This is a genomic window from Pseudalkalibacillus decolorationis (assembly GCF_024609785.1).
Classification (GTDB): Bacteria; Bacillota; Bacilli; order Bacillales; family Fictibacillaceae; genus Pseudalkalibacillus; species Pseudalkalibacillus decolorationis.
In genome coordinates this window covers 1-16,163 of record NZ_JANHJQ010000051.1, presented here as the reverse complement: position 1 = coordinate 16,163, position 16,163 = coordinate 1, and the positions used below count along the sequence as shown (strand labels likewise).

Here is a 16,163-nt window from a genome sequence, read left to right as displayed (position 1 = left end):
TAGAAGTGATGTCTAGCTCCAGCGCCCAGCCACTTGGATCACTTCAGTCCTCCTGCGGCGGCAACACACTGATTTGCATCCTGTGTATTCCCACGCAGGGCCGAACTTGTTTGGACCGAGCCTCCTCGTCGGTCTTCCAGTGACCTTCGTGGCTAAGCAGGGCGCTTGCGCTTTTCTTACAATGTTCACTAATAATTACACGAAGTATCTACAGTAGACTTAGTAAGTCTGATACACTAAACTAGTAAATAAACTATTTTTTTGTACTGGGAAGTGAAATTATGAGCAATCAAGAATTAGACCGGTTGCGTCAACAAATCGATCACATTAATCTAGAATTGGTCGAACTTTTAAATAAACGTGCAGAGATTGTTCAAGATATCGGTTACGTCAAAAAGAAACAGGGTACTAATCGTTTTGATCCTGTACGAGAACGTTTTATGTTAGATAGGATTGCAGACCACAACGAAGGTCCTTTCGAAACACCAACCTTACAATATTTATTTAAGCAAATTTTCAAAGCAGGGCTTGAGCTGCAAGAGGATGACCATAGCAGAACCTTGCTTGTTTCTAGAAAAAATCAACCCGAAGACTCCATTGTTGAGGTGAAAGGTGAAACAATTGGAGATGGAAAGCAAAGAATTATTGCTGGTCCTTGTGCCGTTGAATATTTTGAACAGGTGGATGCTGTGGCGGATGCGGTAAAAAAACAAGGCGTGGGACTTTTAAGGGGAGGAGCATTTAAGCCACGTACTTCTCCATATGATTTTCAAGGATTGGGTATGGAAGGTTTGAAAATTTTGAAAGAGGTTGGTAAAAAACATGATCTTGCAGTCATAAGTGAAATTATCAATCCTGCAGATATTGAGGCTGCTTCTGAATATTTGGACGTAATCCAAATTGGAGCACGTAATATGCATAATTTTGAACTTTTGAAAGAAGCGGGCAGAGGCCACAAGCCCGTCTTATTAAAAAGAGGATTAGCGGCAACGATTGCTGAATTTATAAATGCCGCAGAATATATTATGTCGCAAGGGAACGGACAAATTATTCTCTGTGAACGCGGAATCCGAACTTATGAAAAGGCAACTCGAAACACTCTTGATATTTCAGCTGTTCCTATCTTGAAGCAAGAAACACATTTACCAGTCTTTGTTGATGTTACACATTCTACTGGACGTAGAGACTTATTAATACCGACGGCGAAAGCTGCTCTTGCAATTGGTGCTGATGGAGTGATGGCGGAGGTTCATCCTGATCCTGCTGTTGCATTGTCTGATGCCGCTCAGCAGATGGACATCAATCAATTCAATGACTTTATAGAAAAGCTTCGAGAGACGAATGCAAACCTTATCTGATATACACAGAACGAGCCACTTGGTTCAAATTTTGTTGATATTTAGAAATGTAGTAGGAATTATGAAATATAGGATAGAATAAAACATAGCAATGCAAATTGAAATTATTATACCAAACGTGGAAAGGGAAGTCGTTATGATCAGTAATACAACTATTTATGATGTCGCACGTGAAGCCGGAGTATCAATGGCAACCGTTTCACGTGTTGTTAATGGGAACCCCAATGTGAAACCAACTACACGAAAAAAGGTACTTGATGCGATCGAACGTCTAGGATACCGTCCTAATGCGGTCGCTAGGGGCCTCGCCAGCAAGAAAACAACTACTGTGGGAGTTATTATTCCCGACATATCGAGTATCTTTTTTGCCGAGCTTGCTAGAGGTATTGAAGATATTGCAACGATGTATAAGTATAATATTATTCTTTGTAATTCCGATCAAAATAAAGAGAAAGAAATACATTTACTCAATACTCTATTAGGCAAACAAGTAGATGGAATTGTATTTATGGGTGGAATGATAACTGAAGAGCATGCAGAAGAATTCAAACGATCTCCAGTGCCGATTGTACTAGCTGCTACTGTATCTTCTGATGAAGAGATTCCAACGGTGAATATTAATTATCAGGAGGCTGTACATGACGCAATTGAATTGTTAATTGAACGTGGTCATAGCTCTATCGGATTAGTTTCAGGGCCGCTTGAAGACCCGATAAATGGATATCATAAATTTTCAGGATATCGAAATGCTCTTGAAGAAGCAAATTTAGCAATAAACGATGAGCATGTCTTCATTGGTGATTACACGTATGATTCGGGGCTCGAAGCAGCGGAGAAATTTTTGAAGCTTAAGGACAAGCCCTCTGCCATCTTTGTTGGTACTGATGAGATGGCACTTGGAGTTATTCATGGAATGCAAGATAACGGGTTAAATATCCCTAGTGATATTGAAGTAATCGGATTTGATAATACGAGGTTAGCTTCGATGGTTCGTCCAACACTTACAACAGTGGTACAGCCCATGTATGATATTGGAGCGGTAGCAATGCGGTTGTTGACGAAGTTTATGAACAATGAAACGGTTGATGAACGGACAGTTGTGTTACCACATCGTATCCAGCTCAGAGATTCAACGAAANTTTATGAACAATGAAACGGTTGATGAACGGACAGTTGTGTTACCACATCGTATCCAGCTCAGAGATTCAACGAAATAAGAAAAGCGCAAGCGCCCTGCTTAGCCACGAAGGTCACTGGAAGACCGACGAGGAGGCTCGGTCCAAACAAGTTCGGCCCTGCGTGGGAATACACAGGATGCAAATCAGTGTGTTGCCGCCGCAGGAGGCCTGAAGTGATCCAAGTGGTTGGGCGCTGAAGCTGGACATTACATCCATGCCGCAAACTTTTATACTTTCTTTACTCATAATGAAAACTTGGCAAGGCTAATCCTTTGGTGCAGGCTGAGCCTTAGTTGCACTTATACTTGGGACCTAAACTTTTCTTCAACGTCGGTAATTCTTCTTGCTGAAAAGTTATACTTTCCTAACGTATAAAAAAAGGATGAGGATGACTACTATTATTAGTGAGTCATCCTCATTTTTGGTACTTTATACAGATCGTTGTTCGTTTCGTATATGTTGAAGGGCTCGGGTCAACATGAGTTGATTCTTATCACAGATTTCTTGTTTTCTTGGTATGGGTGTATATAGATCCTCGCTGTCTTCCCACTTTTTTGCAAGATCAACTGGTGAGCGTGACTGCCATTTAACAAGCCATTCCTTTGGCAACGGCCCCTTTAGATCAATACCATTCATTTCTGCCCAGATTAAAGACCATGCGCGAGGGACGACACGCCAAATATCATATCCCCCACCACCGACAGCAATCCATCGACCTTCGGCATGCTTATGTGCCGCATTTTTCACCAATTGAGGTATTTTCTTATACGATTTCATCGTTACAGATAAATGTGTGAGTGGATCCCAGTAGTGGGCATCTACTCCGTTCTGACTGATAATCACATCGGGCTTAAAGAAGCGAGCAATTTCGTCAATGGCTTTTTCTAAGATCGGAATCCAGGAGTCATCCTCAGTAAATGCGTCCACAGGTATATTAAAAGAAAGTCCGTATCCTCTCCCAGCACCCTTCTCAGATACATTACCTGTTCCGGGGAACAAATACCTTCCTGTTTCATGGATGGAGAAAGTACAGACATTTGGATCATCGTAAAAGGCCCACTGGACCCCATCTCCATGATGTGCATCTGTATCAATGTATAGGACACGTGCATTGTATTTTTGCTTCATATATTCAATAGCAATCGAACTGTCATTATAAATACAGAATCCAGATGCTTTACCCCGAAAGCCATGATGGAGCCCTCCGCCAAGACTAAGTGCTTGCTTTGCATTTCCTTCGAACACATTCTCAACAGCAGTAAGAGTAGCTCCTGCAAGCCATGCACTGGAATCATGCATGTTGCTAAATATTGGTGTATCCTCCGTGCCTAATCCATAATTTGCAGCTTGGGTTTCTGGGAGAGTTCCTTCGCCAGCTTGTTTAACAGCATGAATGTATTCCTCACTGTGAACAAGAGCAATCTCCTCGTCTGTAGCTTTTCTTGGCTTGACAATTTGATCATCAGAAAGTATCCCGGAGGTCTTTAGGAGCTCATATGTTAATTTTAGTCGCAAAGGATTAAAGGGATGATTGTTGCTGAATTTATAGTTCAACAAGTCATCTGAATAAACAAAAACTGGTTGTGTCATACCTTTTCTCCTGGTATTGCAGGCCAAATGACATTATAACCTTCTGCTCTCAGACTCTCAATAATCGTTTGTGGATTCATCGTTTGAACACGTAATACGAGCACCTTTTTCTGATCTGTTTGCTCAGGATATACGAGAACGCTTGTAATATTTACCTTGTGTTTCTTAATTACCGCGGTTACCTCTGCCAATTGCCCAGAAACATTTTCAACCTGAACCTCGATTTGTGAACTAGGCTGGTGGGCTCCAGTTAGTTGAATCAACGTATAAAGCATATCCCTTTCTGTCATGATTCCAACCACTTGCTCGTTTTCAACCACAGGTATACTGCCGATTCGTTCATCGTAAAAAATCGATAACAGCTCCTCAATAAATTCACGAGGATGAGCAGTTATTACATCTTCGGTCATCACTGATCCGATTTGGGCAATGGTTGTGTCACCGTTAGAGCTCTTCCAATCAATCAGGTCACGATCAGATACGATACCAACAAGCTTGTCTTTTTCAGTAACAACTGGAAGGTGACGAATCCGGTGTTCCTTCATACATTTCAAACCATTTTCGATTGTTGCTTTTTCTGAAATAGTGATGACTTCACGATTCATTACAGCTTCAACTTTCATCCCATAACACCTCCTAATACATAAAGCGGTTTTGAAAACGCAGCTGATCAAATCTTTGAATCGATTCCCGATCTACCCGTTTCCCTATCCTAGCCATTAAACAGTTTGCGGGATGTGAACTAATTTCAGGGTCATCGGTTGCATACCATTCTAGGCCGCCTGCATTCATCATTTTCTCCATAACTTTCCGATAATCCCATACGGATAGACGTGTACCTTTTAAATCCCAGTGCCAATAATATTCTGTTGTAATGGTAATGTAATCTTCCATCGCATCGTCCATCATTGAAACGTTTAACAAATTCTTGCCCACTTTATAATTTCTGTACTCAGGAATTATTTCGATGGCTCCCAGTTCAAGAAGGTTTTCCATATTCCCTTGTGACCACCGCTCCAGTGGGTCGGGGTATACATAGGTAACATAGCCTACTATTGTAGACTGGTTTCTTGCTATAATAATCCGTCCTTCTGGTAATCCTGCAATTTCAATTAATGCTTTATGTTGTTCTACTGGGGGACGGAATGCCGTCAAGTGTTCATGAAACTCGTATCCTGCAAGTGCGGTCGGTTTAATTGGACCTTCGAGTATTAACTTCCCTTTTGGTGTGTTCAGTGTTTTCGCATTATAAATTTTCGGATGTTTCAAATTTTGTATTCACCACCTATGCTAATTCTCTATCCTTATTATACATGAATTAGACGAAATGTAAGTGCTTTCAATTTACATTTCACTTTAAAGTCATACTAACTGTTCTAAAATTGAGAATAATCAAATTTGTGATATACTAATAGTGATTAATAATTTTACATAAAGGGGAGATGCCAACCATGAAAATCGAAGCGCTTCCAGTAATTAAAGGAGATTTTAACTTAGACGATTATGAGGCTACGTACCGATCGTTTGATTGGCTGGAGGTAGAGAAAGAGTTTACTTGGTCTAAGACAGGGCGGGTTAACATCGCTTATGAAGCTATTGACCGCTTTGCAGAAAATGCCAAAAAGAATCAGGTTGCTCTTTATTTCTCAGATGCAGTACGTGATGAGAAGTATACCTTTAAAGAAATGAAAGATTATTCGAACCAGGCGGGAAATGTACTAAAGGACCTTGATGTTGAAAAAGGAGATCGTGTGTTTATTTTTATGCCACGTTCCCCTGAACTATATTTTGTACTTTTAGGAGCTCTCAAAATTGGGGCAATCGTAGGACCGCTCTTTGAAGCATTTATGGAAGGGGCTGTTCGCGATCGATTAGAGGATAGTGAAGCAGAGGTTATTGTTACAACACCTGCACTCCTTGATCGTATTCCTGTCGATGATTTACCTGCTCTCAAGCATGTTGTTCTTGTAGGTGAAGATATAAAAGAGGACGACGGGTATACGGATTATTACAGCCGCATGGCCAATGCAAGTAAAGACCTCGATATAGAATGGGTTGATCGAGAAGACGGAATGATTCTTCACTATACTTCCGGGTCTACTGGAAAACCAAAAGGTGTCCTCCATGTGCATAACGCGATGCTTCAACATTATCAGACAGGAAAATGGGTCCTGGATTTGAAGGAAGACGATGTCTACTGGTGTACGGCCGACCCTGGATGGGTTACGGGAACTTCTTACGGTATATTTTCACCATGGTTAAACGGTGCTTCGAATGTAATACGTGGTGGCCGCTTTAGCCCAGAAGATTGGTATTCAACGATAGAGAAGTACGGTGTAACTGTATGGTATAGTGCCCCTACCGCATTCCGTATGTTGATGGGAGCAGGAGAAGAGGTTGTGAAGAAGTTCGATCTTTCGAGCCTTCGCCATGTCCTCAGTGTTGGTGAACCGTTAAACCCAGAAGTCGTACGTTGGGGGTCACGTGTATTTAACCTTCGTATTCATGACAACTGGTGGATGACTGAGACTGGTGCACAAATCATCAGTAATTATCCATCTATGGAAATTAAACCTGGGTCTATGGGGAAACCACTACCGGGGATCACAGCCGCGATTATTGATGATCAAGGCAATGAACTGCCACCATACCGTATGGGTAATTTGGCTATTAAAAAAGGTTGGCCATCCATGATGAGGGCAATCTGGAATCGACCTGAAAAGTATGAGTCTTACTTTTCAATCGATAATTGGTATATCTCAGGTGATTCAGCATATATGGACGATGAGGGCTATTACTGGTTCCAAGGAAGGATAGATGATGTTATTATGACCTCTGGTGAACGCGTTGGTCCATTTGAGGTTGAGAGTAAGCTTGTGGAACACCCTGCAATAGCAGAGGCAGGGGTAATCGGGAAACCAGACCCAGTTCGCGGTGAAATCATCAAAGCATTTATTTCCTTACGGTCGGGGTATGAGACAAGTGATGAATTAAAAGAGGAGATTCGTACCTTCGTGAAAAAAGGCCTGGCCGCACATGCAGCACCAAGAGAAATTGAGTTTAAGGATAAGCTACCAAAAACAAGAAGCGGGAAAATTATGCGCCGAGTGTTGAAAGCTTGGGAGCTTGACCTTCCAACCGGAGATTTATCAACCATGGAAGATTAATAATAACGTATTGAAAGTAGGTAAAAATTAGATGACCCCATTTTGATGGTTATCCCTGTTTTCTGTTCACGTTAGGAAAGTATAAAAATAGTTTCTATAGTAAAAGGCCTGGTGGATTATCTCCACTGCAGGCCTTTTGTTATGAATTTAATTATCTTTTGGTTTCTTATCCGTTTCATTTGGTGGCGGCGGTTTAGGCTTATCTTTTTTTGGAGGTGGAACGGTTGGGTCATCAGGTTTTTTGGGCTTTCCTTCATCTGGTGGCTGTGGTTCTTCACCTACTTTTACAGGATTGCTATTTGCAGACTCCTTCCCTGCAACATCAACAGCACGTACGATATACGTGAAATTACCTCCTGAAATGTCAAAGCTTGTTGTATTACCACCATTTACCTGGGCTACAGCTTTATAGTCGCTTGTTCCATTCGGAGCACGATAAATGCGGTATCCAACGACATCTTTATCTCCAGAAGCGCCCCATGTTAATGCTGAACCGCTTTTCTTAATGGATATAGCACCTGGTGCTTTTCCATTATCTTTTAACTCACCTTCACCGATTATATTGGTCCAATTGTCTTGTATTATGTCTTCAAGATTGATGTTTTTAAAGTAATCTTCCTTAACCATAACTCCGGCAGTGGTAAATGCTTCAGGTGTACTTGCTAACGCTTTATACTTCTTTCCATCTGGGTTTATGACGTATTTACCACGTTGGAGACTATCATCTTCCTGTTTAGGTAGATACTTTACGTTAAATAGGTCTGTTCTTACAAGCCCAGCAGCTTTACACAATTCAGATGGCAATTTACCCGAGATTGCACAGAAGGATGCAGTCGTAATACCACTTGGACGGGGTTGTTTTTTTCCCGGATCCATCAACTTTGGATTGATATCGTACGCAGCATTAGCAAGTGCTGCCCAGACGCGAATGCTTCTTCTTGTATGAGTCCCATGTGAATTATCTGAAAGTGTCTTAGGTGTATCGTAACCCATCCATAAACCAAGGGTAACATTCGGATTCGTAGCAACAAACCATGCATCTCTTGTTTCCTGTGAGGTACCGGTTTTTCCAGCCCAGTCAGAATTGAATTTAAGGAAGGAATTAGCGCTTGCACCTGTACCATTGTTAAACACAGTACGCAGCATATCGTATGTTAGATAAGCGGTTTGTGGGCTAAACGCCTCTACAGCCTTCGCCTTATGCTCATACAATACCTTGCCTTCTTTGTTCACGATCTTATTAATCATGTAACCATCGATAAACTTCCCGTTGTTTGCAAACGTTGCAAAGGCATTTGTCGTCTCTTCTACGGTCACCCCATGGGTAGCTCCACCAAGGGCGAGTGCGCGATTGTATCTTTCTTCTTCAAGAATAGTAGTAAAGCCCATTTCAAAAAGATTTTCTGTTGCTTTAAGGGGATCCAATTTTACGTACGTTCTTGCTGCAGGAACGTTGTAAGAGTATTGGAGCGCCTTACGTGCAGTAACGAGTCCATGGTAGCCTCCAGCATAGTTGGTTACCGTCCAAGGATCACTACCTGTGTTTGAATACGTAAATGGCGTATCCGGAATAATCGACCCTGGCTGAATAACACCTGCTTCCATCGCGGGTGCATAAACTAGAAGAGGTTTCATTGTTGATCCATTTTGACGTACTGCCTGCGTTGCATGGTTTATATTTTCCTGTTGATAATCCCGACCGCCGACAAAGCTGACAATTGCCCCAGTATTGTTATCAATTAGGATCGCGCCGATGTCTTCAATCTCTTCTTCGCCAGTTGTTGGTTCCGTTTTGTTTGGTCCATAAGGAACTTCTTTTTTGGCTGCTTGCATAGCATCGTAAATCTGTTGGTTAATTGTTGTATGGATTTGAAAGCCTTCCTTACGTAATACGAGGTCGGCGGCTTTCCTATAACCTTTTTTTTCGGTCGGCGTCAGCTCAGAATATTTCTTTCCGTCTTGTTTTGCCAGCTGAACCTTCATGATGTCAACTGCTCTACGTTCAATCTCCATTGTTAAGTATGGATACTTTTCAAAAGGACTTGGTGTATTTTTCGCAAAGTCCTTTGTAACATCATAAGCTAAGGCTTTCTTATATTCTTCGTCTGTAATGTAACCCCCACTGTTCATCCGCGATAAAACGGTTTTCATCCGTTCGAGTCCGGGCTCAAGGTTTTCTTTAACCTTACCCACATTTGTGAACGGAGTATAACCGAAAGGACTTTGTGGGAGTCCAGCAATAAACGCAGCTTGAGGTAAATTTAACTTTTTGGCATCAACATTGAAAATTCCTTTGGCTGCAGCTTGAATCCCTGCAATGTTTCGACCAGAAGCATTACGGCCGAAAGGGACAACGTTTAAATAGGCCTCAAGGATTTCGTTTTTATCGAAATAGCGTTCGACACGTAAGGCGAGTAACATTTCTTTCGCCTTTCGATCAAAGGATACTTCTCTCGTTAATATTTGGTTTTTTACAAGCTGTTGAGTAAGTGTACTTCCACCTGTTTGTACTGCCGCACCAGTTACTTCCTGAAAAACAGCTCGTGCAATTGCCTTTGGGACAAGACCTTCGTGTTCATTAAAATACTGGTCCTCCGTTGCGATGACGGCATGAATGACGTGCTCAGAAACTTCTTTCAATTCAACCTCTTGGCGAATTACATCCGATTGAAGGTTTCCAAGTAAATTTCCATCGTTAAAGTAGATTTTACTTGTTTCAGTATAATTATATATGTCGCCTTTCATCTCATCATATGTACGGATTGGTTCATCTTTTACAAGTGACGCGAAATAACCTGCACCGACTCCTGTTGCAAAAAATCCACCTGCTACAGCCAATACGATAAAGATCAAAAACAGATTCCACATGACCTTTCCAGTAATCCGGCTTATTTTAAAGACGTTTTTTTCGTCTAAAACCTTCATGAAATGTTTTGCCTTTTCCATGAAAGCGGATATGTAGTTCATGATCATACCCCCCTAATTTTCCAACTATCATTATAGCATAATCATTACTAGTGGCATAGGTTTTAAAAATTTTTAGTATGTAACACGTCGTAGGTAAGTTGACATTATATCAATAGATATGGTACATAAAGGTTAGACTTTCTTTAAAATATTGGATGCTTTGATAGGAGCGAAGTAATAGAATCCTCCCTGTTAATAGAGAGCTGGTGGAAGGTGGGAACCAGTACAAAGGATATCTGTGAATTACACCCCTGGAGCACCTTTTGCACGTTCATTTATGCAAGAGGCGGTTATATAGCCGTTATGAAAAGCGAGTTGGGGGCAGTTTTTATTGCCTCAAAAAGGATGGTACCGCGTTTATAACGTTCCTTTCTATTAAAGAGAGAGGAGCGTTTTTTGTTTGCACAAATTTTAATTTTCAGCATTGAAGGGAGAAGGTAAGGATGACAACTGAACATACGTTAACTGCAACCCAAAAGGAAGAGGTGGAACGACAATTAGCCTTATTAAGACGTGGTGTAATTGAGGTTGTTCCAGAAGAAGTTTTGAAACAAAAACTTGAAAAGTCAATTGCTACAAACACACCGTTAAAAGTTAAGCTCGGGCTTGATCCATCTGCACCCGATGTACATGTTGGTCATACCGTAGTGCTACACAAATTACGTCAGTTCCAGGAGCTCGGTCACGAAATCCAGTTATTGATTGGGGATTTTACAGGGAGAATCGGTGACCCTACAGGAAAATCGGAAACAAGGAAGCAATTAACGGATTACGAGATAAAAGAGAATGCTAAGACGTACTTTGAGCAGTTTGGAAAAATTATTGATATGAACAAGGCGAGTGTGCATTACAATTCGAAGTGGCTATCGTCATTAAATTTCGAGGAAGTTCTAGAGTTAGCAGGGAAGGTAACGGTCGCGCGTATGCTCGAGCGTGATGACTTTAATAAACGTTACAAAGCCAATCAAGGGATCTCCATCCATGAATTTTTCTATCCTTTGATGCAGGGCTATGATTCAGTAGCATTGGAATGTGATATTGAGCTTGGAGGAACAGACCAGAAGTTCAACTTATTGATGGGTCGACAATTACAGGACGAATATGGCAAAGAGAAGCAAGTTGCTCTAATGCTCCCGCTAATTGAAGGGCTCGATGGTATTCGGAAAATGTCTAAATCACTAGATAACTATATCGGAATTGACGAACATCCTAATGAAATCTTTGGTAAGTCAATGTCGATACCGGATGACTTAATGTTTAAGTACTTTGAGCTTGCTACCCCATTGCCAATCGATGAAATCCGTCAGATGGAAGAAGGGTTTAAGAACGGCAAACTCCATCCACGTGATTTGAAAATAAAGCTAGCAAAAACGTTTGTCGAAATGTATCACGGACAGGAAGAAGCAAACGCTGCTGAGCAACATTTTAAAACCGTTTTCCAAAAAGGAAACCTACCTGATGACATGCCTGAGCATAAATGGGCTGGCGAAAAGGAAATATGGATTGTTGACTTAATTGTTGAACTTGGATTATTGAACTCCAAGGGTGAAGCGCGACGAATGATTCAAAACGGTGGCGTGAAGATCAACCAGGAAAAGGTATCGGATGTACAACTTCAAGTAAATGTTGAAAATGAAATGATTATTCAAGTCGGCAAACGTAAATTTATGAAGATTGTAAACTAAATTCGTTAAAGGATAAGGGTGACACAAAGACGTAAATCGGAATTTTGTGGCTACCCTTGTATCTGGGAAGGAAAAATGTAATAAAGAAAACTTGGCTAGCACCAAGCCTTAGCGCAGGCGATCGCCTTAGTTGCGCTTATACTATAGAAAGTATTTTTTATACTTTCTTAACGTGTAAAAAAGAGACTGACAACGGTCAGTCTCTTGCTTATGAATTGATGTTCTTAACGAGAGTAGTACTCGACGATAAGTGCTTCTGTAATCTCTGCTGGAAGTTCAGAACGCTCAGGTAAACGAGTATAAGTTCCTTCAAGCTTCTTTTCATCGAATGTTACGTAATCAGGTATAAAGTTGTTTGCTTCAATTGCTTCCTTAACAATATCAAGGTTAAGAGACTTTTCGCGTAGGCCAACAACTTGACCAGGAGCAAGGCGATAAGAAGGAATATCTACACGCTTGCCATCTACAGTAACATGACCGTGTCCAACCAATTGACGTGCTTGACGACGAGTACGAGTAAGTCCTAAACGGTATACGATGTTATCAAGACGTGATTCAAGAAGAATCATGAAGTTTTCACCGTGAATTCCATCCATCTTACCTGCATCATCAAACATACGGCGGAATTGACGCTCATTGATTCCATACATGTGACGAAGCTTTTGCTTCTCTTGAAGTTGTAATCCGTATTCAGAAATCTTTTTACGTTGGTTAGGACCGTGTTGTCCGGGAGCGTAAGGACGCTTCTCTAGTTCCTTTCCAGTTCCACTAAGGGAGATTCCTAAACGACGAGATATTTTCCATTTTGGTCCAGTATAACGAGCCATAATAGCTCCTCCTTCACTATTTTTGATTGTGTCAAAAAACAGTGCCGGTGTGATCGTTCACGTGTCCATTATGTTTTCATACATCTTCACTTCGACAGCAGGAAGCTACGTGATGCACCTTATGTTCAGCCGCAATGATAAGGAACATAATGGGAGGGTTCACATGAATTCACATGGCTGTCTTCATTTACACAAAGAATAGTGTATAACGTAGACAAATGAAAGTCAAGTAATTATGGGCACATACTCATTTAGTATTCATCTCACACAAAGGTAGCACAACTTTTAAATGAATTATGTTAGGATAGAATAGAAAACGCTTACATGTATGAGGGAGTGGTTAAGATGCAGAGAGACAATAAATTTGAAACAAAAGTGATTCATACAGGATATAATTCAGACCAACATCATGGCTCACTTGCCCCGCCTGTGTACCAAACATCAACTTTTGTTTTTCCAGATGCTGAAACGGGGGAACAACGATTTGCAGGGGAACAGGAAGGGTACATCTATTCAAGGCTTGGAAACCCAACTGTAAAGATGTTAGAAGAACGTATTGCTGCATTAGAAGGAGGAGAGAAGGGGCTTGCGTTTGGGTCAGGAATGGCGGCTGTATCTGCAGTATTGATTGGTTTAACCCGAACAGAAGACCATATTCTATGTTCTCAAGGGGTATATGGTTGTACATTTGGACTTCTACAAATGATGAAAGATAAATTTCGTGTGGATCACGATCTAATCGACATGTCTGATTCAAGTGTAATTGAACAGCATATTCAACCGAACACGAAAGTGATTTTTATTGAAACGCCGATCAATCCTACTATGACTCTTGTAGATCTTGAAATGGTGAGTCAGATAGCTGCTCGTCATAACATTACAGTAGTCGTAGATAATACATTTTGTACCCCATACATCCAGCGTCCTCTAGAACTTGGGTGTCAGATTGTTATTCATAGTGCAACAAAATATATAGGAGGCCATGGGGATGTCGTTGCAGGACTTGTAGTCAGTGATAGTGAAACGATTGATCTACTCGCTGCAACCACCCAAAAAGATATCGGGGGAATTATGTCTCCATTTGATGCATGGTTGTTACTAAGAGGATTAAAAACTTTACCAGTTCGTATGGATCGACATTGTGATAATGCGATGTTTATTTCAAAAGCGCTGAAAGAGCATCCATCGATAGATCAGGTCTTTTATCCAGGTGACGATGAGTTTGCAGATTATCCTATTGCCACCAAACAAATGAGCCGATCTGGTGGGTTAATCAGTTTCACAATTAAAGGAGATAAAGAAGCATCACAAAAGCTTATCAATTCTTTACACCTTATAAAAATTGCGGTTAGCCTCGGAGATGCCGAAACATTAATCCAACATCCTGCAACGATGACCCACGCAGTAGTACCAAAAGAAATTAGAAAACAAATGGGAATTACGGATAACTTGGTTCGTCTGTCTGTGGGACTTGAAGCAAAAGAAGACATTTGGGTCGATATTAAGCAAGCTTTAGAAGTGATCAAGTACGTGTAATTGATTCATATAGTATTGGAAAAAAGACCTGAGTAGAGTTCAATCTCCGCTCAGGTCTTCTAAATGAATCGGCCTTCAATTTACACGTTAAGAAAGTATAAAATTTTGCTGCATAGATGTAATGTCCAGCTCCAACGCCCAGGTACGCAGATCGTCGCTTCGATTCTTCCACAAACACAAAAAGCGTGTTGTGCTGCAGAATCTCCAGCGCTTGCACTCGCAAGCATAAGCGCAACTTAGGCAATCGCCTTCGCTATGCTTGGCGCTGACCTAGTTTTCTTTATCATACCTGAACAGGGCGTTTACGCTTTTCTTATAAGTAGTTCCTCAGTGTATCCGTAAATTGCTCAAGATAATTTTGATCGACTTCGTCAAAGCGGGCCGTATCAGGACTATCGATATCGAGTACGCCAATTGTAACACCGTCTTTATGAATTGGAATAACAATTTCGGAACGAGATGCTGCATCACAAGCGATATGCCCAGGGAATTGGTGGACATCCTCAATACGCATTGTTTTTAATTCTTGAACAGCAGTTCCACAAACTCCTCTTCCAACTTTAATTCTGACGCAGGCGGGTAATCCTTGAAATGGTCCGAGGACAAGCTCATCCTCTTGGAGTAAGTAAAAACCTACCCAATTCACATTTTCAAGAAAGCTATTGAGTAATGCAGATGCATTTGCTAGGTTTGCAATCCGATCCGTTTCACCTTCAAGTAGTGCCTGAAGCTGTTTAATGACTATTTGATAGTTTTCTTCCCTTGTACCTTTGTATGAATCGACGTGAAACATGTGGTTTCCCCCTCGCCATTCTGAAAATTAGTCTTATCATATCAAAAATTGTAGAAACTTTCATGTGAAATGTCGAGGATAAGTCAAAGGAATTCAGTAGTAAAACACGAATGAAGGTAGTATAGATCGAATATCCGAGGTGATTTGCTATGCAAAAGGTCTCATCGATAACGAAAGAAAAAGTAGCAGAAGCAGCTGCTTACCTATTTAATAATAATGGTTACTCAGGGACATCTGTCCGGGATATCGCCGAGAAGGCAGGGGTTAACCTTTCATTAATCTCGTATTATTTTGGCGGAAAAAAAGGGTTATTGGAGTATTTAATGTCTTCCTTTTTGGAAGGTTATTTGTCTGTACTTGAAGATGCTCATCAGAAACTAGAGGAGGATTCAGCAAGAAAGTGTCTGCTCGATTTGGTTGAAGAAGTGATTATTTATCAACAAAAAAGATATCATATTGCTCGTTTGGTTCACCGCGAAATTAGTATTGACACAACTCTTGTCCGTGAGATTATGACAACGTATCTGATGAAAGAGAAATTTTATTTAATTGAGATTCTCGGTTATGGTATCAAGCAAAAGGAATTTAAGCCCTGTACGAAAACAATGATTACAATGCAACTCAGAAGCATGCTCTTTATGCCGTTCCTTTATCCACAATACGTTCGAGAAATCTACCAATTTTCAGTGACCGACCAATATTTTTTGACAATGTATGGAGCCGTTATTCATGATTGGATCAATGAAACACTTTGTCTGGATCAGAACATTACCCCAGTATCCAGTGACGAACGAAAAGCACCGCTTACAGGAATCTGAAACATATTTCAGCGTATTGCTTCATCAATCACCCAGTCTGGAGGGGAAGGCTCCCCACATAAAGGCTTGGTGAAAACCGAACCATTATAGTCGAGCTTTAATACGAGCAATTTTTTTGGTTAATTGTAAAATGAAGTGCAACACATATAAATAGAAAAACCATAGTGAGACCGTGTATCATTAATGTCGACGAAAACAATTAACTCACGGAGGTCACACTATGGCTCAAACTCATTCTAGCACA

Annotated in this window: 12 protein-coding genes and 1 other annotated feature; of the genes, 6 read left to right on the top strand and 6 right to left on the bottom strand. The window is 40.9% G+C overall.

Annotated features, from left to right (window positions below; all coding sequences use genetic code 11):
- The first annotated feature begins 281 nt into the window (after nucleotides 1–281).
- Nucleotides 282–1,358, top strand: coding sequence for a bifunctional 3-deoxy-7-phosphoheptulonate synthase/chorismate mutase (locus NON16_RS24755; protein ID WP_257352232.1), 1,077 nt, complete (start codon nucleotides 282–284; stop codon nucleotides 1,356–1,358).
- Nucleotides 1,359–1,494: 136 nt separating this feature from the next.
- On the top strand, nucleotides 1,495–2,511 hold the full coding sequence (gene ccpA, locus NON16_RS24750) for a catabolite control protein A (protein ID WP_257352229.1): 1,017 nt from the start codon (nucleotides 1,495–1,497) through the stop codon (nucleotides 2,509–2,511).
- A 454-nt stretch (nucleotides 2,512–2,965) separates the two neighbouring features.
- Here ccpA and NON16_RS24745 read toward each other — a convergent pair whose 3' ends face one another.
- The 3 genes from NON16_RS24745 to NON16_RS24735 are packed head-to-tail and all read right to left on the bottom strand — an operon-like array spanning nucleotide 2,966 to nucleotide 5,395.
- Nucleotides 2,966–4,126: an acetoin utilization protein AcuC gene (locus NON16_RS24745; protein WP_257352227.1), complete on the bottom strand. Its 1,161-nt coding sequence runs from the start codon at nucleotides 4,124–4,126 to the stop codon at nucleotides 2,966–2,968.
- The gene (locus NON16_RS24740; protein WP_257352224.1) at nucleotides 4,123–4,749 is read right to left on the bottom strand and encodes an acetoin utilization AcuB family protein; all 627 of its coding nucleotides are present in this window, start codon (nucleotides 4,747–4,749) and stop codon (nucleotides 4,123–4,125) included. Before NON16_RS24740 ends, NON16_RS24745 begins: the two co-directional genes overlap by 4 nt.
- A gap of 13 nt (nucleotides 4,750–4,762) precedes the next feature.
- Nucleotides 4,763–5,395, bottom strand: coding sequence for a GNAT family N-acetyltransferase (locus NON16_RS24735; protein ID WP_257352222.1), 633 nt, complete (start codon nucleotides 5,393–5,395; stop codon nucleotides 4,763–4,765).
- Nucleotides 5,396–5,577: 182 nt separating this feature from the next.
- On the opposite strand from NON16_RS24735, the gene acsA reads away from it, so the two are divergent.
- On the top strand, nucleotides 5,578–7,293 hold the full coding sequence (gene acsA, locus NON16_RS24730) for an acetate--CoA ligase (protein WP_257352220.1): 1,716 nt from the start codon (nucleotides 5,578–5,580) through the stop codon (nucleotides 7,291–7,293).
- Between the two features lie 147 nt (nucleotides 7,294–7,440).
- On the opposite strand, the gene NON16_RS24725 is transcribed toward acsA, so the two are convergent.
- Nucleotides 7,441–10,260 carry a transglycosylase domain-containing protein gene (locus NON16_RS24725; protein ID WP_257352218.1) on the bottom strand — a complete coding sequence of 940 codons (2,820 nt, stop codon included), beginning with the start codon at nucleotides 10,258–10,260 and terminating at the stop codon, nucleotides 7,441–7,443.
- 151 nt (nucleotides 10,261–10,411) lie between these two features.
- Nucleotides 10,412–10,633: a binding site (T-box leader), on the top strand.
- Between the two features lie 70 nt (nucleotides 10,634–10,703).
- Here NON16_RS24725 and tyrS point away from each other — a divergent pair.
- The gene (gene tyrS, locus NON16_RS24720; protein ID WP_257352216.1) at nucleotides 10,704–11,945 is read left to right on the top strand and encodes a tyrosine--tRNA ligase; all 1,242 of its coding nucleotides are present in this window, start codon (nucleotides 10,704–10,706) and stop codon (nucleotides 11,943–11,945) included.
- 224 nt (nucleotides 11,946–12,169) lie between these two features.
- Here the strand turns inward: tyrS and rpsD are convergent, their stop codons facing one another.
- The gene (rpsD, locus tag NON16_RS24715) at nucleotides 12,170–12,772 is read right to left on the bottom strand and encodes a 30S ribosomal protein S4 (RefSeq protein WP_257352213.1); all 603 of its coding nucleotides are present in this window, start codon (nucleotides 12,770–12,772) and stop codon (nucleotides 12,170–12,172) included.
- A gap of 345 nt (nucleotides 12,773–13,117) precedes the next feature.
- On the opposite strand from rpsD, the gene megL reads away from it, so the two are divergent.
- Nucleotides 13,118–14,308, top strand: a complete 1,191-nt coding sequence (megL, locus tag NON16_RS24710) for a methionine gamma-lyase (protein WP_257352210.1) — start codon at nucleotides 13,118–13,120, stop codon at nucleotides 14,306–14,308.
- 313 nt (nucleotides 14,309–14,621) lie between these two features.
- Here the strand turns inward: megL and NON16_RS24705 are convergent, their stop codons facing one another.
- Nucleotides 14,622–15,101, bottom strand: a complete 480-nt coding sequence (locus tag NON16_RS24705; protein ID WP_257352207.1) for a GAF domain-containing protein — start codon at nucleotides 15,099–15,101, stop codon at nucleotides 14,622–14,624.
- Between the two features lie 149 nt (nucleotides 15,102–15,250).
- On the opposite strand from NON16_RS24705, the gene refZ reads away from it, so the two are divergent.
- On the top strand, nucleotides 15,251–15,919 hold the full coding sequence (gene refZ, locus NON16_RS24700; protein ID WP_257352204.1) for a forespore capture DNA-binding protein RefZ: 669 nt from the start codon (nucleotides 15,251–15,253) through the stop codon (nucleotides 15,917–15,919).
- Nucleotides 15,920–16,163: the final 244 nt, after the last annotated feature.